Origin of the sequence: Bacillus sp. 0209A (genome assembly GCF_036765095.1) — a bacterium.
Taxonomy (GTDB): domain Bacteria; phylum Bacillota; class Bacilli; order Bacillales; family Bacillaceae; genus Bacillus; species Bacillus subtilis_G.
The window spans coordinates 1,049,367-1,067,460 of the sequence record NZ_JBAIZV010000001.1; the positions used below are offsets into that span (position 1 = coordinate 1,049,367).

General features: G+C 44.1%; 16 protein-coding genes. 8 read left to right on the top strand and 8 right to left on the bottom strand.

Going from position 1 to position 18,094, the window contains the following annotated elements; all coding sequences use genetic code 11:
- Nucleotides 1-99: 99 nt before the first annotated feature.
- The gene (locus V6D44_RS04755; RefSeq protein ID WP_202328512.1) at nt 100-1,095 is read right to left on the bottom strand and encodes an aldo/keto reductase; all 996 of its coding nucleotides are present in this window, start codon (nt 1,093-1,095) and stop codon (nt 100-102) included.
- A 194-nt stretch (nt 1,096-1,289) separates the two neighbouring features.
- Between V6D44_RS04755 and sigM the strand changes: the two genes are divergently transcribed.
- The 3 genes from sigM to V6D44_RS04770 are packed head-to-tail and all read left to right on the top strand — an operon-like array spanning nt 1,290 to nt 3,125.
- Entirely contained in the window at nt 1,290-1,781 is a 492-nt protein-coding gene (gene sigM / locus V6D44_RS04760) for an RNA polymerase sigma factor SigM (RefSeq protein ID WP_087991201.1), read from the top strand.
- The gene (locus V6D44_RS04765; RefSeq protein ID WP_333516293.1) at nt 1,771-2,847 is read left to right on the top strand and encodes an anti-sigma factor; all 1,077 of its coding nucleotides are present in this window, start codon (nt 1,771-1,773) and stop codon (nt 2,845-2,847) included. Before sigM ends, V6D44_RS04765 begins: the two co-directional genes overlap by 11 nt.
- Nucleotides 2,835-3,125 (top strand): anti-sigma factor, encoded by a 291-nt coding sequence (locus tag V6D44_RS04770; protein WP_087991199.1) that lies wholly within the window; start codon nt 2,835-2,837, stop codon nt 3,123-3,125. The genes V6D44_RS04765 and V6D44_RS04770 overlap by 13 nt, the downstream gene beginning before the upstream one ends.
- A gap of 31 nt (nt 3,126-3,156) precedes the next feature.
- Here V6D44_RS04770 and V6D44_RS04775 read toward each other — a convergent pair whose 3' ends face one another.
- Nucleotides 3,157-3,585 carry a GNAT family N-acetyltransferase gene (locus V6D44_RS04775; RefSeq protein WP_333516294.1) on the bottom strand — a complete coding sequence of 143 codons (429 nt, stop codon included), beginning with the start codon at nt 3,583-3,585 and terminating at the stop codon, nt 3,157-3,159.
- 109 nt (nt 3,586-3,694) lie between these two features.
- Between V6D44_RS04775 and pdxR the strand changes: the two genes are divergently transcribed.
- On the top strand, nt 3,695-5,098 hold the full coding sequence (pdxR, locus tag V6D44_RS04780; RefSeq protein ID WP_087991197.1) for a MocR-like pyridoxine biosynthesis transcription factor PdxR: 1,404 nt from the start codon (nt 3,695-3,697) through the stop codon (nt 5,096-5,098).
- 35 nt (nt 5,099-5,133) lie between these two features.
- Here the strand turns inward: pdxR and V6D44_RS04785 are convergent, their stop codons facing one another.
- From V6D44_RS04785 to citA, 4 genes are all read right to left on the bottom strand, one after another.
- Complete coding sequence (locus tag V6D44_RS04785) at nt 5,134-6,489, bottom strand: sodium-dependent transporter (protein WP_289346791.1); 1,356 nt, start codon at nt 6,487-6,489, stop codon at nt 5,134-5,136.
- 120 nt (nt 6,490-6,609) lie between these two features.
- Nucleotides 6,610-8,007, bottom strand: coding sequence for a branched-chain amino acid transporter BcaP (bcaP, locus tag V6D44_RS04790; protein ID WP_087991195.1), 1,398 nt, complete (start codon nt 8,005-8,007; stop codon nt 6,610-6,612).
- 254 nt (nt 8,008-8,261) lie between these two features.
- Nucleotides 8,262-9,131, bottom strand: coding sequence for an SDR family oxidoreductase (locus V6D44_RS04795; RefSeq protein WP_289346789.1), 870 nt, complete (start codon nt 9,129-9,131; stop codon nt 8,262-8,264).
- A gap of 78 nt (nt 9,132-9,209) precedes the next feature.
- A complete protein-coding gene (gene citA, locus V6D44_RS04800; protein ID WP_087991193.1) occupies nt 9,210-10,310 on the bottom strand; it encodes a citrate synthase CitA in 1,101 nt (366 codons plus the stop codon).
- A gap of 108 nt (nt 10,311-10,418) precedes the next feature.
- Between citA and citR the strand changes: the two genes are divergently transcribed.
- Nucleotides 10,419-11,294, top strand: coding sequence for a transcriptional regulator CitR (citR, locus tag V6D44_RS04805; RefSeq protein ID WP_087991192.1), 876 nt, complete (start codon nt 10,419-10,421; stop codon nt 11,292-11,294).
- Nucleotides 11,295-11,363: 69 nt separating this feature from the next.
- On the opposite strand, the gene V6D44_RS04810 is transcribed toward citR, so the two are convergent.
- Nucleotides 11,364-12,377 carry a C40 family peptidase gene (locus tag V6D44_RS04810; RefSeq protein WP_087991191.1) on the bottom strand — a complete coding sequence of 338 codons (1,014 nt, stop codon included), beginning with the start codon at nt 12,375-12,377 and terminating at the stop codon, nt 11,364-11,366.
- A 531-nt stretch (nt 12,378-12,908) separates the two neighbouring features.
- On the opposite strand from V6D44_RS04810, the gene phoA reads away from it, so the two are divergent.
- The gene (phoA, locus tag V6D44_RS04815) at nt 12,909-14,294 is read left to right on the top strand and encodes an alkaline phosphatase PhoA (protein ID WP_202328515.1); all 1,386 of its coding nucleotides are present in this window, start codon (nt 12,909-12,911) and stop codon (nt 14,292-14,294) included.
- 29 nt (nt 14,295-14,323) lie between these two features.
- Here phoA and spoVR read toward each other — a convergent pair whose 3' ends face one another.
- Nucleotides 14,324-15,730 (bottom strand): stage V sporulation protein SpoVR, encoded by a 1,407-nt coding sequence (gene spoVR / locus V6D44_RS04820; protein WP_087991189.1) that lies wholly within the window; start codon nt 15,728-15,730, stop codon nt 14,324-14,326.
- Between the two features lie 165 nt (nt 15,731-15,895).
- Between spoVR and V6D44_RS04825 the strand changes: the two genes are divergently transcribed.
- On the top strand, nt 15,896-17,422 hold the full coding sequence (locus V6D44_RS04825; RefSeq protein WP_202328516.1) for a mechanosensitive ion channel: 1,527 nt from the start codon (nt 15,896-15,898) through the stop codon (nt 17,420-17,422).
- A 109-nt stretch (nt 17,423-17,531) separates the two neighbouring features.
- On the top strand, nt 17,532-17,972 hold the full coding sequence (gene nsrR / locus V6D44_RS04830; protein ID WP_202328517.1) for a nitric oxide-sensing transcriptional repressor NsrR: 441 nt from the start codon (nt 17,532-17,534) through the stop codon (nt 17,970-17,972).
- Nucleotides 17,973-18,094 lie beyond the last annotated feature (122 nt).

Sequence of the window (18,094 nt, forward strand, 5' to 3'; positions counted from 1 at the left end):
TCTGCTTCTATTATAACAACATTTTTTATTACCTGGTACTAATTTTTAAGATTTCTCTGGTTAAAACGCCAAAAAGCTGAGGATCGCCCTCAGCTTTTGTTAGATTTCCTCCCTGGTCGGGGGTGCCATAAACTCGGGCCCGACCGGGTCTGAAATCGTATTTTTCAATATGGTATTGATGTCTTTATGATCTTCACTGCTCAGCGTCCAGTCTGTAATCTTCGATACCGCATCAACCTGCTCAGGCTTTCTCGCCCCCCAAAGAGCGATATCCGCTCCCGGCTGATCTAAGATCCATCTGACGGCCAAGTGAATCACTGATTTTCCATAACGTGTCTGCGCCAGCTCATCCAACTGATGAACAGCAGAAAGATACTCTTTAAAACGGGGCTGCTGGAATTTTGGATCATGATTTCGCAGATCGTCGCCCTCAAACGTGTACTCTTCGGTCATTTTACCTGTTAGCAGCCCTCTGCATAAACTGCCGTATAATATCGTTGTAATCTGTTTGTCTTTCGCATATGGAAGAACATTCTCTTCAATTTCTCTTTCAAACAAATTATATGGAGGCTGAATCGTTTGAAGCGGTGCAATGGCGCGAAATGTATCCAATTGTTCAACTGAAAAGTTACTGACGCCAATCGCCCGGATTTTGCCGGCATCATATAATTCCTTCATGACTTCCGCCGTTTCTTCAATTGGCACAAGCGGATCGGGCCAATGCACCTGATAAAGATCAATATAATCCGTTTGCAGCCGTTTCAAAGAAGCCTCGACTTCCTCTATGATTCTCGCTCTATTCGCATGGCGGAAGAGCTGGTTGTTCTTCCAGTCCACAGCCGTTTTCGTTGCGAGAATCACCTGATCTCTTTTGCCGTGCTCCTTGATCGCCTTCCCGACGGTTTCCTCGGACTGCCCGAAGCCGTAGGCCGGAGCGGTGTCAATCAGTGTGATCCCCTCATCAAGAGCGGCGCGGATGGTTTTGATTGATTGTTTCTCGTCAGTGCCTCCCCACATGGTTCCGCCAATCGCCCATGTGCCCAGGCCGATTCTGGAGGCTTTTATTTCGGTGTCTGCTATACTGGTATATTCCATTGTGCCACTCCTTCTTTTTTCACTCTCTTTTCCCCACTGGAAAAAATGTTAAACATTTCTCGGTACTATCTTTCGCGGCCATTTTTAGGTACTATATAGGAATGGTGTTTGATGAGGTATAAAAAGCCGTTTGCATGTAATGTGCAACTTTAAACCTTTCTTATGCGTGTATAACATAGAGGGGAGAAAAGGCAGTGACGATCGATGAAATTTATCAAATGTACATGAATGATGTTTACAGGTTCCTGCTCTCCATGACAAAAGACAAGCATCTTGCCGAGGACTTGCTGCAGGAAACCTTTATGCGGGCATACATACACATTCACTCCTATGATCACAGCAAAGTAAAGCCCTGGCTTTTTCAAGTGGCGCGAAACGCCTTCATTGATTACGTCAGAAAGCATAAGAAAGAAGTAACCATTTCTGATGACTTAATCGGAAGCCTCTTTCAAAGTGCTGTTCAGAGCCCTGCTCATCAGGTAGAGATAAAGGAAGTGCTGACTGGTTATATGTCCGAGCTCCCCGACAATTATCGGGAGGCCTTAACGCTATATTATTTAAAAGAGCTAAATTACAAAGAAGCATCGCATATTATGAATATTTCAGAGGCGAATTTTAAAAGTGTTTTATTTCGCGCCAGACAGCGGCTGAAAGCACTTTATAATAGAGGTGTTAATGATGAATGAAGAATTTAAAAAGCGTTTTGATCAATATAAAAATGGGGAAATGAGCGACCGGGAAATGACCGCATTTGAGGAAGAACTAGAGAAGCTCGAAGTGTATCAGGAACTGATTGATAGCGAGCTAGAGGACGATAACGATTGGGATGTCAGCATCAGTCCAGAAAAACAAAAAGCGATTTTAGCCTATGGGAAACGCAAGTCTTATTTACGAATTTCTGTCCTTGCCGTTATTTCGACCTTGATGATTTTGCCGCTTTGCACGCTGGGAAGCTACCTTTATTACGGAATGGGAGGAAAACAAAGCACCGGCAATGAGTTTATGGAAACCGCCGCAGTCACTGTAGCCCTGACCATGCCAAATGTTCTTGTCGATACATCCGGACTGAAAAGCCAAGTGAAGTTATTTGGCATGAATACCGAATTCCCGCTGCAAAAGCAGATCGGTACGAAGACAGTCGCAGTGGGGAATGAACGAGTTGAAATGTTTTATAATAAAGTGAAAGCGCCTGTCGTTAACTACTATGATTTAGAAGTGCATAAAACCGGCCATTACTTTACACACCCATCAAATGCGTCCGAACAATCCACTGCAAAAGCTGACCAAACGTTAAAGACATTGCCCGAAGGAACGGTTTCCGAGGTCTACCTTTCATATGACCGTGCATACCCGACAAAAGAAATATATAACAAGTTCAAAGGGTATGATGTGAGCTTTTTGTGGAATGCAATTGAAACAGAGAACAACAACAATGAGAAAGTATACGCAGAGCCGCTTGGCTATCCTGGAAAGGATTCAAAGTTCTTGGCTGCGCTTAATTCAAAAGGCAAATCAAATGGCGATCAGTTTATCAACGCCCTGACATTCATGTCCAAGCATGAAAAATGGGCACAGGTCATTTCAAAACGAAAAGACCTGAAAGTGGATAACCGATTGGATTATGTAGAGAAAAACGGTGTCAATGTATACGGCTCGGTCGTTACAGGACCAACCAAGGAAATCCAACGCATGCTGAAAAACAAATCTGTAAAATCAGCGAATGTCGGCGAGGTGGAATTATGGAACTGGTAAGAATTTTTAAAGAACACAATGTATTCGGCTGGATTTCAGTCGGGACAGCAATTCTGTCCCTGCTCTTGCTGAATTTGGCGATTATCAGCAATGTCACAATTTATTCCTATCAAATGCTTCCGTTCGCCATGGCCGCCGTTCCGTTTGGCATTATTGAACTCTTCATCAAGAGAGGGCGCACCGGGCCAGGCCTGCTCGGTGTCATCCTGAATCTATTTGTGATTATTTGTGTGTATACCATTGTATCTGTAGATACTAATTTACAGTTTGGCTTTTAAAAGAAGACGCCTGAGGGGGCGTCTTTTTTGATTACAGCGGCTTTCTAAACAAGTAGCTTTCTATCGTAAAATCCATTTTGTCTATATAAAATCGGTGTGCGTCTTTACGCTGAAGGCCAGATGAAAGACTGACAAAGCCAAGTCCGGCTTTTCTTGCCCAGTCTGCGGCATAATCCAAAATTAATTTGCCGTATCCCTTTGATCGGCAAGGCGCGGTTGTCACAAGATCCGCAATCCACAAATGCTCTCCCTTGTGAATGGAAACCCTCGGCAGCGCGCCGCACAGCGCCCTGATTGCCGTATCCTCATATAAGGCAAACAGCATATACGATTCTTGCTGCACACAGGCGTCAAGCCTTTGTAAATACGTTTCTTCATCCAGTTCTGTTCTCAATTCACTCATAACCGGATACGATTCAGCCCATTCTTCTTTCGTAGTTAACTGTTTCATATGAATCATCTTCTCAATCCCCTTTCCTTTCGTTACAATGATCATAGCTAATAAATGGCATTTACCAAATAGCCAATATCAAAAAACATGACCATGCCAGATATAAAGGAGACTCGAGATGGATATCACGCCGTTTCTTGATAAAAAAAGCAAAACACCGCTGTATGAGCAGCTTTATATCTTTTTCAAACAAGAAATTTCACACGCGAGAATTACGAAAGGAACAAAACTTCCGTCAAAACGCAGGCTCTCTGTCTTGCTCGGTGTCAGTACAGCAACAATTGAACATGCTTACGAGCAATTAACTGCTGAGGGCTATGTCAAAAGCAAACCAAAAATCGGCTGGTTCGCGGCGGGAGTAGAAGCAGATTTCCCAGCGGCTCCTGACTATTTTCAGCAGTCTGTGCAACAGGTCTTGCCTGAAGAGAACGCACCTGTTATTGACTTTCATCAAGGCAATGTCGATCCGGCCCGCTTCCCCTTTAACGCATGGAGAAAAAGCATCGTAAAAAGTCTGGACCGCTATTCCGGCCACACCTCTGGAGACCCTCAAGGAGAGCCTGAACTCAGGCGCATGATTACCCGTTTCGTCAGGCTGTCAAGGGGTGTCATTTGCGAGCCCGGCCAGATCATGATTGGTGCAGGAACGACCGTGCTTCTGCAAATTCTTTGTCTTACGCTTAAGCACGGCACAAAAATCGGGTTTGAAGAACCGGGTTTTCATCGTTCAAGAAGATTATTTGAAGCAAATCGCATGCATGTCATTCCGATTTATTCTGATGAAGAAGGCGTCCTGCCGGGTGAGCTTAAAGCGCAGAATCCATCTCTCGTGTATACGACTCCTTCGCATCAGTTTCCGCTCGGGAGCATTATGACGATAACCCGAAGACAAGAGCTTCTGGCATGGGCAAAGGAAGCAAACTCGTTCATTATAGAAGATGATTACGATGGGGAATTTCGCTACAGCGGCCAGCCCATTCCGTCTTTGCAGGGTCTTGATCCAAATGGCAGAGTCATATATCTCGGCACTTTTTCAAAGTCACTGCTGCCTTCCTTGCGGCTCAGCTACATGATCTTGCCCCCTGCACTCATGGAATCGGTCAGAAAAAACGCTCACTTAATGAAACAAACGGTCTCTTCCCACTCTCAAATGGCACTGGCAGACTTCATCGAAAGCGGAGAGTGGCAAAAGCATGTAAACAGAATGAGAGCCTTATACCGAAAAAAACACGCTGTCCTGTTAGAAGCCATACGGTCTGAACTAGGGAACAGCGTTGAGGTTCTCGGAAAAAACTCCGGTCTTCATATCCTCCTGCGGCTTTTGTTTCCGGCAAGTGAAGAAGAAGCGATTAGTGCTGCTGCCGACAATGGCGTAACCATCTATCCCGTATCTCCCTCTTATAAAGGACAGCCGCCATTTGTTTCTGTTTTAATCGGTTATGGCGGTTTGTCAGAAGAGGACATCAGGCACGGGATCCAAAAACTGAAAACGGCATGGGCACCGTTGATATCGTCTTATTAAATAAGAAAACAGGCCCCGGAAACGGAGCCTGTTGTTTAAAATGATAAAATCCCGATTAAATTTAAGAATACGATAATAATGGCCAGCGGTACGATAAAACGAAGCAAATAAAACCATGTATAAAAGAATGCTTTACCTGCATTTGATCCGTTTCTCATTTCTGCTAAAAGCTCGCGCTTCGAAATTTTGAGCGGTATAAAAAGAGAAATTAACAAAGCGCCTAATGGCATCAAAACATTGCTGACAGTAAAATCGGCAATATCAAAAAACGTTTTACCGAATATGTTCACATCGCTCAATACGCCATAAGACAAGCAACAAGGGATTCCGACCAAAAAGATCAACAGCCCGCTTGTCCATGACAATTTTTTTCTCTTCTTTTCGTCCCCTTTTCCGATTGTGGCGACAATAATTTCAACCATCGAAAACGCTGAGGTTAAGGCTGCAAATAAAAACGCAACGAGAAAGCCGATAAAAAACAACGTGCCGAACGGAAGCTGTTCAAAAACGGCCGGAAGCACTGTAAACAGCAATGTCGGACCTTCATTTGGCTGAAAACCGAATGAAAAAACCGCCGGAAAAATGGCCAGGCCCGCCAAGAGTGTCACAATGATATTCATCACGACAATGGAGGCTGCCGAACGAGGGACATTTTGCGTTTTCGGCAAATAAGAGCTGTAAGTCACCATCACCGAAACCCCCAGTGTTAACGTAAAGAAGGCCTGTCCCAGCGCGAATAATATAGATTCCGGAGTCAAATTACCGAAATGAGGCACAAGCAAAAATTTTACGCCTTCCATCGCACCATCAAGCGTGAGTGACCGAAGAACGAGCAGAATAAACAATAAAAACAAAATCGGCATGATCACCGCGCTGACCCGTTCAATCCCTTTTTGAACCCCTCTGGCGACGACCAAGACAGTCAGCACCATAAAAACAAACTGAGCCGCGAGCGTCTGCATCGGATTTTGAATAATAGAAGCAAACAGGGTTCCAAACTGTTCTTGAGAAAGCCCGGAAAGTGAACCAGATGCTGTTTTCACGATATACAGCAAAATCCACCCTCCGATTACACTGTAAAACGACAGCACTAAGAAACATGCGGCTACACCGACCCATCCCGTGAGAAACCAAGCAGTTCGCGGCGCTTCTTTTTTATATGCATCAATGGCATTCGTCTGGTTCCGTCTTCCAAAAATAAACTCTCCCACTAAAAGCGGATAGCCTAAGAGAATGGTAAATAACACGAAGATAAGAAAAAAGGCGCCTCCCCCATTGGTCCCTGCTACATAAGGGAACTTCCAAATCGCGCCCAAGCCGATAGCCGAGCCGGCGGCTGCCATGACGAAACCGATTTTCGAAGCCCATTGGACTGGTTTTTGCTCAGACAATAAACGTCACTTCCTTTCCACCCTATATTATCTCTTATTTTTGTCTTCATTTCTATAGATTCATTTACCAAGAACACAAAAGAGAGAGCGTCCTGAATGACCGCTCTCTTAACCACAAGATTATTGATTTAATTTTGAATGCTTTCTTGAATACAAGAAATAGATTGCCAATCCGATTAACAGCCACACAAGGAAGCGGACAATCGTCACCCATCCAAGATTTAAAATTAAGAACAGACAGAACAGAATCGCCAGACCCGGGATCACTGGAACCCCCGGACATGTAAAGGCTCTCGGTAGATCAGGCTGTTTCTTTCTCAAAACGATCACTGCCACAGAGATAAGCACAAACGCTGACAGTGTTCCGATGTTTACCAGTTTTGCAAGTTCATCCAGTGGAACAAGTGAGCCGAGGAGCGCCGACATTGTGCCGAAAAACCAAGTGGCCACATAAGGTGTTTTGTGCTTTGGATGGACCTTAGAAAGTGAGCCCGGCACCAGTCCGTCACGCGACATAGCAAACATGACGCGTGTCTGCCCATAAAGCATCACGAGCATAACTGTTGTCATCCCCAAAACAGCGCCAATATCAATGATGCCTGCCACCCAATTTTGCCCGGCGCTTTGGAGAACAAGAGAAACCGGATGATCCACTCCCGCAAACTGTGCAAACGGGATAACCCCTGTCATGATGGCTGATACAGTGACATATAAAATCGTGCAAACCAATAAAGAGAATATTATGCCTTTAGGCAGATCCTTCGCAGGATTTTTTGTCTCTTCCGCAGCAGAGGATACAGCGTCAAATCCGATAAAAGCAAAAAATACGAGCGCCGCTGCGCTGAATACGCCGCCAAAGCCCATCGGCATAAACGGCTGCCAGTTATGCGGCTTCACATAAACGGCTGCCACCGCGATAAACAGCAAAACAACCAGCACTTTCAAGATCACCATGATGTTGTTGACTCTTTTTGATTCTTTGATGCCTAAATAAAGCAAAAACGTTATCGCCATCACAATCACAAAGGCAGGCAGATTAAAGATGGTAAATGTGCCCTCCACCGCCCCCGGTGCTGCTGTTAAAGCAACCGGAAGATGAATGCCGAGCCCTGATAAAAACGATTGGAAATAACCAGACCAGCCGACTGACACCGCACTTACCGCCAGCATGTACTCTAAAATTAAATCCCACCCGATAATAAAGGCCAAAAGCTCTCCCAATGTCGCATACGTGAATGTATACACCGAACCTGAAACAGGCACACTTGAAGCAAATTCTGCGTAAGACAGGGCGGCGAATAAACAAGCCAGCGCCGCCACAACAAATGAAATGGTCAGCCCGGGACCTGCCGTGACTGCACCTGTTCCCGTCAGCACAAAAATCCCTGTGCCAATAATGGCTCCGATTCCGAGCAATGTTAAATCGAATGCCCCTAATTCTCTTTTTAAAGATTTTTCACCGCTCGTCGCAGCGATTAAATCCTGAATGCTTTTCTTCCTAAATACGCTCCCTTTCATTCCCCTTCAACTCCTAGACTAATTATCTATTTATATATATTTTATTTGAATTTTCTGAATTCCATGAGCGATAATGGTCAATTTTCTTTTTTTTTACTCTATTTGTACCGGTGAGCGAATCATTCCTTTCTCCTAACAATATTATATATAAAATCACAAAAATGAAAACCTAATTGTCAGAAAAGTCGACAAATTCTTATCTTGAAATATCTCCTCACATAAAAAAACCAGCGATCACGCTGGTTTTTCGTTGATTATGTTGAAATAAAACGGCCGCCATTTACATGAATGGTCTGCCCTGTCATATAGGACGATTCGTCAGACGCCAGCAGGACATATGCACCTGCATGCTCAACCGGCTGCCCCGGTCTTCCCATTGGCGTGTCCAAGCCGTGCTGTTTCACTTTTTCTTCCGGGAATGTCGCCGGAATAAGCGGCGTCCAAATCGGACCAGGCGCCACCGCATTCACTCTGATGCCTTTATCCGCAAGCGACATCGCCATGGATCGCGTAAAGGAAACAATCGCACCCTTTGTGCTGGAGTAATCAATTAACGCCGTATCCCCTTCATAAGCGGTAATCGATGTCGTATTAATGATGGCACTTCCCTCTTTCAAGTGAGGCAAAGCTTTCTTCGTCATATGAAACATGGAAAAAATGTTTGTGCGAAATGTCTTTTCCAGCTGTTCTGTTGAAATATTGAGAATACTGTCCTGCGGATGCTGTTCAGCAGCGTTGTTCACCAAGATATCAAGTTGGCCAAAGTGATCCGCTGTTTGCTGCACAGCTTGTTCACAATGATTCTCGTCCCCAACATCTCCCGGGATAAGCAGGCAGCGGACATTTTCCTTTTCGATTCGTTTACGCGTTTCCTCTGCGTCAGAATGCTCATCTAAGTAAAGAATGGATACATCAGCCCCTTCTTTAGCAAACGCAATAGCTGCGGCTCTCCCTATGCCGCTGTCGCCCCCGGTAATGATGGCAACTTTCCCTTTCAGCTTTCCGCTTCCTTGATAATCCTCGTCCTCTGACAGAGGCAGCGGATTCATTTCTGACTCAATGCCCGGCTGTCTGTCCTGATGCTGCGGCTCTTGCCCTTCTGTTTGTCTGTCCATTGGGTTCATATTCATCACTCCTAGACATGTGGTTGATACTGAACGTTACCACGCCATAGAAGCGAATAAACGGCAAAATATGTTTTGTTATGAAAGAACTTCTTCAGGAATGGTGCCTGTATATTTCGCTGACGGACGGAAAATCATATTGTTTTCTGCTTGTTCCAGCACATGGGCGCACCACCCTACCATTCGGCTTGCTGAAAAGGTTGGTGTAAACAATTCATCGTCAAAGTCGATGGCCTTCATCACAGCAGCCGCATAAAACTCAACATTTGTATACAGCTTGCGTCCTGGTTTATAGATTTCAAGCAAACGAATTGCCTCTGCTTCTACATGCAGCGCAAGATCAAGATCGCGGTCATTGCCGGCCACTTCTTCTGCTTTCTGTCTCAAAGCTTCTGCCCGCGGGTCCCTCGTCTTGTACACCCTGTGCCCGAATCCCATCAGGCGCTCTCCTTGTTCCAGTTTTTCTTTCAGGTATGCTTCAGCATGTTCTTTTTCTCCAATGTCTTCAAGCATTTTTGTCACCGCTGAGGGAGCCCCTCCGTGCAGCGGGCCTTTCATCGTGCCGAGAGCGGTAGTGACGGCTGACACTAAATCACTCTCTGTAGATAATGTGACCCGTGCAGAAAAAGTGGATGCGTTCATGCCGTGCTCCATGGCCAGAATCATATATGTTTCAAGCGCTTTCTTTTTTGCCTCTGAAGGCTGTTCACCTGTGAGCATATAATAGTAGTTTTCGACATGTCCGTACTGGGAAGATGGTGTAATTGCTTGTTCACCGCGCGCCCATCGTTTTCTATACGCAATGATGGAAGGCGTGATGGCAATCAGCCGAATTGCTTCTTCTGTTTTCGGATAGAACGTGTACGCATTTTCCCCCAATGCTGAAACAACCGTTCTCAGCACCGACATGTCGTCCATGTTGTTTGGCAGTGACTGAATCAATCGTTCGATGTGTTCCGGCAGATGCCGCTCAGCAGTCAGCTTATCTTCAAATGTCTGTAATTCCTCCGATGAAGGCAGCTTTCCAAATAAGATCAAATAAGCGGCTTCTTCAAAGCTGTGATTCAGTGCGATGTCTTTTGCATGGTGGCCTCTGTAAATCAGGCGGCCTTTTTCACCGTCAATATGGCTGATGGATGTTTCCACACATGTAATTCCCTTTAATCCGTAATGTACCATTTGTATTCCCCCTATCCTTTTCTGTTATTATAGTAAATATAATATTTAAAAAATATTGAATATTTTAAAGGATATTAATTAAAAATATTAATCAGAGGGAGAATAGAAATGGATTTCAAATGGCTTCACACCTTCGTGACTGCTGCGAAATATGAAAACTTCCGGAAAACAGCGGAAACGCTTTTTTTATCTCAGCCCACTGTAACCGTACATATCAAGCAATTAGAAAAAGAAATCAGCTGCAAACTGTTCGAACGAAAGGGCAGGCAGATCCAGCTGACTGATGAAGGCAGGGCTTATTTGCCGTATGCGCTCAGGCTGCTTGATGATTACGAAAACAGCATGGCAGAGCTTCACAGAGTGAGACAAGGCTACTCTCAAACCTTACAGCTCGCGGTTTCTCCGCTTATCGCAGATACAGTGCTTCCTTCTGTCATGAAGCGGTACACAGCAATGAATACAGAAACAGAAATGGCAGTGACGATTTTTGAATCGGCGGAAATCGCGTCGCTGATTAAAGCCGGGGAAGCAGATATCGGGCTGAGCTGTTTAAAGGTACAGTCTTCCTCTTTAACCTGCCACTGCTTATATAAAGACCCGGTAGTCCTTGTTGCCCCGCCCGATCAGCGTTTCATGGCAGACAAAGAAATTGATGCCAAAGAGGTGCTGGAGCAATACCTGCTTTTGACCCACAATCATCCTGATTACTGGGACGACTTGCTCCGTCAAGTCAGAGTGACATTTCCATTTGTGAGAACAATGAAAGTCACTCAAACACATATAACGAAACGGTTTATCAAGGAAGGGCTCGGGGTTTCATTTCTGCCCTTATCGACAGTAAAGCGTGAGTTGGCAGAGAAACAGATGATCAGAATCCCTTATCAATCTGTACAGCTTCCCTATGCCGGCGCTTATGCAATCGCCCTTTATGAAAATAAGAAAGAAAAAAAATTCTTGGACTTTTTATCACATTTTCATTTTTAGGAGCAACCAAATCGGAGATTCTCCGCCTAATGAAAAAACCCGTTCCAATGAACGGGTTTCCTTTTAAAATTAGAATCTTTTCGCACCGAGGTAACGAGGCTTCCAGTAGCTGTTGTCCAGGCTGCTGATCTGAACACCGTTAGATCCTGCATGAACGAAATTGTTGTTGCCGACATAAATCCCCATGTGAGAAGGGCCGGATTTATATGTTGTGAAGAAGACAAAATCACCGACAGACGGGCTGGAAATGCTCTCCATAGAACTCCAGTATCCCGCAGTGCTTGTTCTGCCCACACTTGTTTGTTTATTCAGCACGTACCAGATAAATCCGCTGCAGTCAAAGCCGGAAGTCGTTGTTCCGCCCCATTTGTATGGCGTTCCGCTTAACGCCTTCGCATCAGAAACCAGCTTGCTAACATTAAGTGATGTAGTAGATGGTGCTTTGCTGCTTGAAGATGATGAAGAGCCGGAAGAAACAGTTTTTGAGCTTGTGCTTGTTCCTTTCACTTTCAACACTTGGTTGACATAAATCAAATCTGATTTTAAGCCGTTTAAGCTTTTTAACTTGCTAACCGTCGTGCCGTATTGCTTTGCGATTTTAGACAGACTGTCCCCGCGCTTCACTTTATAAGTGGAAGTTGAAGACGTTGATACCTTCGATGAACTAGAGCTGCTAGAACTTGTTGAACCTTTCAGTTTCAGGACTTGTCCGATACGAAGCAAGTCTGACTTTAAGCCATTCACTTTTTTCAGTTCACTGACTGTCATGCCATATGTTTTTGAAATTTTCCAAAGGCTGTCCCCGCTCTTTACTTTGTATGTAGAAGATGAAGAACTGGAAGAGCTGCTGCTTTTTGAACTTGAAGTTTTGCCGTTAATTGATAAAGTCTGCCCTGCGTAAATCATGTCTGAATGAAGGCTGTTCTCTGATTTAATTTTACCGATCGTTGTGTCGTATTTTCTTGAAAGTCCCCATAACGTGTCGCCTTTTTTCACCTGGATGCTTTGTGCAGATGCCGCTCCTGCAAATAGTGTCGATCCTAAAACCACTGCTGACGTAGCTGTAATGATTTGCTTTTTCATATTTTCCTCCCCAATGTTTATCTCTCTCTATATATGTATCTCTTTTTTTAAATTAATCTTATTGGTTTCTATTATAAGGATAGATTCCCAACAGAAATAGTCTTGACTTCATGTGACTAATTTCTTACTTATTCGTTCTTAAAAAAAGTTTTTAAGGGTATAAAATATTTCATTTTCGTTTCAAAGGTGACAAAAAACGCGTCCTTTTGTCATGTTTATTGGGCTATTTTCCATTATAAAGGGGATAAATGACAAACTTTCGGGGGTCAGCTCACATAGTGGAAAAGTGAGACATAAAGCAATTCGAGGAAAGCTGCGGTTATCCGCAGTTTTTTTATTTAAATAAACATATCACGCAAGGGCAGAGGGGTAAAGATTTTTCTGAAAAAATGAATGCTTTGATTGAAAAAAGGCAAGATAACGAAACAGATGTTTTCATTTCCTTACAATGCTTTACTTAATGTTTACACGATCAAAAGCCGCGTTTAACAAAATTTCCCTAACATGATAAACAAATACATTAAAGGAGGCATGCAAAAAATGAATTTGTTTCAAAATCTGAAATCTAAACTGCTGCCAATCGCAGCTGTTTCCGTGCTTACAGCCGGCATATTTGCCGGTGCAGAACTGCAGCAGACTGAAAAGGCCAGCGCAAAAAAACAAGACAAAGCCGAGATCAGAAATGTCATTGTGATGATCGGTGACGGCATGGGGACGCCTTACATAAACGCCTACCGTTCCATGAAGAATAACGGGGAAACACCGAATAACCCAAAGTTGACCCAATTTGACCCTAACCTGACAGGCATGATGATGACGCATCCTGATGACCCGGACTTTAATATTACAGATTCAGCCGCCGCCGGAACAGCATTAGCGACAGGCGTTAAGACATATAACAATGCAATTGGCGTCGATAAAAACGGAAAAAAAGTGAAATCTGTGCTCGAAGAAGCCAAACAGCAAGGAAAATCGACCGGGCTCGTCGCAACGTCTGAAATTAACCACGCCACCCCTGCCGCATACGGCTCCCACAATGAATCACGGAAAAACATGGACCAAATCGCCAACAGCTATATGGATGACAAAATAAAAGGAAAACAAAAAATAGACGTTTTGCTTGGCGGCGGAAAATCATATTTTAACCGCGAGGACAGAAATTTGACGAAGGAATTCAAACAAGCCGGCTATAGCTACGTGACAACAAAACAAGAGCTGAAGAAAAATAAAGATCAGCAGGTGCTTGGCCTTTTCGCAGACAGAGGGCTTGCTAAAGCGCTCGACCGTGACAGCAAAACACCATCTCTCAAGGACATGACGGTTTCAGCAATTGACCGCCTGAACCAAAATAAAAAAGGATTTTTCTTGATGGTCGAAGGCAGCCAAATTGACTGGGCGGCCCATGACAACGATACAGTAGGAGCCATGAGTGAGGTTAAAGACTTTGAACAGGCCTATAAAGCCGCGATTGATTTTGCAAGAAAAGATAAACACACGCTTGTCATTGCAACTGCTGATCATACAACCGGCGGCTTTACCATCGGCGCAAATGGTCAAAAGAATTGGCACGCGGAGCCGATTCTCGCCGCAAAAAAAACACCTGAATTTATGGCCAAAAAAATCAGTGAAGGCAAACCGGTCAAAGATGTGCTCACCCGCTATACAAATCTGAAATTCACCTCTGATGAAATCAAAAGTGTTGAAGCCGCTGCACAGGCTGACAAAAGCAAAGGCGCCTACAAAGCCATCATCAAGATTTTTAACACACGATCTAACAGCGGCTGGACGAGTGCCGATCATACCGGCGAAGAAGTGCCAGTATACGCGTACGGCCCCGGAAAAGAAAAATTCCGAGGACTGATTAACAATACCGATCAGGCAAACATCATATTTAAGATTTTGAAAGCGGGAAAATAAAGAGGATGCAGAACGCTGCATCCTCTTTTTTATAGATATCTGCGGTGAACACCTTTTCCATCGTACGAAAACATGACTTCCTTATCCTCAAGCACAGACTCGATGTGCACGCTTCTTCCCCATAGCTGGAATAAGTAAGGGAGCACTTTCTCTAAATATTTCAAATCCAGCTCTATGCCCTCATACCAATGCTTAATATAGAGCTCGTTATTTTTCATATAATCGCCGTCGTTTACTGTCAAATACGGAAACCCGCCGTTTACCCGCATGCTTACGAGCTGGTCGCGCACCGACTTCCACGCTTTATCGACGATTTTATAATCTCTGCCCTGTTTTTGAAACAAATAAAGATCCTCGCGCATCACTAAGTCTTTTGTTAAATAGTTGCGGATGAAAGAGATATCGGATTCAATTTCCCTGACCTCAAACATTTTCTCCCGGCCCGAGTCAGCCTGTACGCCCACTTTCTTCATTTCATCCGTCGGATTATTGTACCGCTCCTCAATGTTTTCAAATATTTTCAGCCCTAAATAATAAGGATTGATGCCTGTTTTGGACGGCTGGACGACACCAGCATTCAGCTTGGCGAACTCGACCGCTTCATCAGAGGTTAAATCAAGCTCGCGTATAATTCGCTGGTGCCAATAGGAAGCCCAGCCCTCATTCATAATCTTTGTTTCCAGCTGAGGCCAGAAATAAAGCATTTCCTCTCTCATCATCGTTAAAATATCACGCTGCCACGGCTCCAGCTCACGTGAATGCTCCTCGATAAATAGCAGAATATCTTTTTCCGGCCGCGGCGGGAAAGGTTTTTTCGATTTTTTCACGTGTTTTTTCGGTTTCTTTTCATCCAAAGACCATAAATCATCGTACGGCGTCGCTGCCTCTTCCATTTCATCTTCCTCATCATCCACACTCCATAGGAGCTTCGGACGGACCAAAGAAGGATCGATATGCTCCTGAATCGATAGGATCGCGTCTAAAAAAGCCTCTACTTCCTTTATCCCGTGAACCTGTTCATAGTACTTAATCCGCTCGGCTGTTGCCGCCATGCTTTCCACCATATCGCGCTTCGTGTTTTGGAAACGGCAGTTATTTTTGAAGAAATCACAATGGGCGAGAACGTGAGCGACAATCAATTTATTTTGGATCAGTGAGTTGCTGTCCAGCAAAAAAGCGTAGCATGGATCCGAGTTAATGACCAGCTCATAAATCTTGCTTAAACCAAGATCGTAATGCAGCTTCATTTTGTGAAACTGCTTGCCGAAGCTCCAGTGGCTGAATCTTGTCGGCATCCCGTACGCGCCGAATGTATAAATAATTTCAGCCGGGCAGATTTCATATCTCATCGGGTAGAAATCAAGGCCGAATCCTTTTGCAATTTCGGTAATCTCCTCAATTGCCCGCTGTAATCCCTTCTTCTCCTCCGCGTTCAACCGAATCCCCCCTACTTGGACTTATCTATAATGTATGAGCCCGCCTGACAAAAGATGATAGCCGCACTTGGGCAAGAAAAAAATTCACCCGGCACATTCATCTGTTTGCCGATTGTGCCAGTGGGTAAAAACACACCATATTATGAAAAAAAGGAGCGATACCAATTGAATGCAGCAGACATGCTTTCTTCTTATCTCAGTAAGCTGCCAAACTTAATCATTGCTTTACTCGTCTTATTAATCGGATGGGCTATCGCTAAAATCATTGAAAAAGCGGTATACAAAGGGCTCAGAAAAACAAAAATTGACGATAAGCTGTTTGCTGGGAAAAAGCCATCACGCTATTCCTCGGAAAAAGTCATAAGCAAGGTCGTTTATTTTATCGCATTGATTATCGTCTTTATTTTATTCTTTAACATTTTGCACCTGACAACAGTGGCATCACCGTTTGTCAGCATGCTTTCCGCCATTACCGCGGCTATCCCGAGCGTGCTGAAGGCCGGGCTCATTCTGCTGTTAGGATGGGCTGCAGCCTCTGTTTTGAGCTTCCTTGTCAAAAAAATCGGGATGAAGCTGAACACAAGTGACAAGCTGCGCAAGTGGAATGTTGTGTCTGAAGGAAAAGATATTCATCAGGCAGTTAATGCCGCTTCACAAGTTGTCTTTTATCTCGTGCTGCTTGTTTTCCTGCCGGGGGTCTTATCTTCTTTGAACATCAGCGGCATTTCGGGTCCGTTTACAAATATGATGGAAAGCGTGCTCGCTTTTCTGCCGAAATTATTTGCTGCCGCACTTATCGTTTTAATCGGCTGGCTTGTTGCCCGTCTTGTACGTGATATCATAACAAATTTCCTTGCAAGCATCGGCACGGAAAGATTCGCCGCACGTATGGGTTTATCAGTTTACTTAAAAGATACAAGCCTTTCTGCAGTCATCGGAACAATCGCTTATGTGCTGATTTTAATACCGGTTGTCATTTCAGCACTTGATCAGCTGGATGTCACCGGCATTTCGAAACCGGCTGTCTCTATGCTGAATACTATTTTAAATATGCTTCCGAACATCATCATTGCCATCGTGCTTGTTATAGCCGGTATATGGACAGGAAAATGGGTGAACAACATGGTGTCCCGACTGCTCCATCGCGCAGGCTTTGATTCTGTGTTAGGAAAAATGGGGATGGAAACAGGAACACCTGCAAAGCTGTCCCTATCTCAAGTTGTCGGCATGATCGCGCAAGTCATTGTCATTCTGCTGTTCACAGCCGAGGCGCTGCAAATTGTTCAGATGCACTTCCTCGTAGAGATTGCGACTGGCATTATCGCGTATCTGCCGAATGCCCTTGTCGCCGTATTCATTCTCGGAATCGGTCTTTACGCTGGAGAATTGGTTCGAAAAGTGCTTTCTAGCATCATTAAAGGCCAAGAATTCAAGTCTTTGGCGGCGATTGCCAAATATACGATTATCGCACTTGCTCTCTTTATGGCCCTGGATCAGCTTGGTGTTGCTGAAACGATCGTCAATTCCGCGTTCATCATCGTGCTTAGCGGCTTCGCACTCGCTTTCGGTTTATCCTTCGGCCTTGGCGGAAAGGATTTTGCATCACGTTATCTGTCTGCATTTGAACGCAAAATGCAAAACACCGAAATCGATAAAAACCGTAAAAACCAAAATCCGCCGAATAACATGTAAACAAAAAACGTGCACCCTACTGGGCGCACGTTTTTTAAAAATTCCTTTTTTTTCATTTTTCAATCGATTATGATAAGATATAGAAAATCTCTTTTTCCGAGGTCTTATTATGAAATTAACAAATTATACTGATTATTCATTAAGAGTGCTGATTTTTCTGGCTGCAGAACGTCCTGGAGAACTTTCAAACATAAAACAGATTGCCGAAACGTATTCTATTTCAAAAAACCATCTCATGAAAGTCATATACAGGCTCGGCCAGCTCGGATACGTAGAAACGATACGCGGACGAGGCGGCGGCATACGCTTAGGCATGGAACCTGAAGACATCAACATCGGTGAGGTTGTCAGAAAAACGGAAGACGATTTTAATATTGTTGAGTGTTTTGATGTGAATAAAAATCTTTGCATCATTTCCCCGGTGTGCGGCTTGAAGCATGTGCTTAATGAAGCGCTAATGGCCTATCTTGCGGTTTTAGACAAATACACACTGCGCGACCTTGTCAAAAACAAAGAAGATATCATGAAGCTTTTAAAAATGAAGGAATAGATAAAGATTCCTTCTTTTTTTATGCCCTTTTTCCCCCTTTTTGTTAAGAAAATTGGGCTGTTTTTAAAAAAAGGCAAAACGATGAGACGAAGCTGCCGATATAAAAAAGAAACAGTAAATTC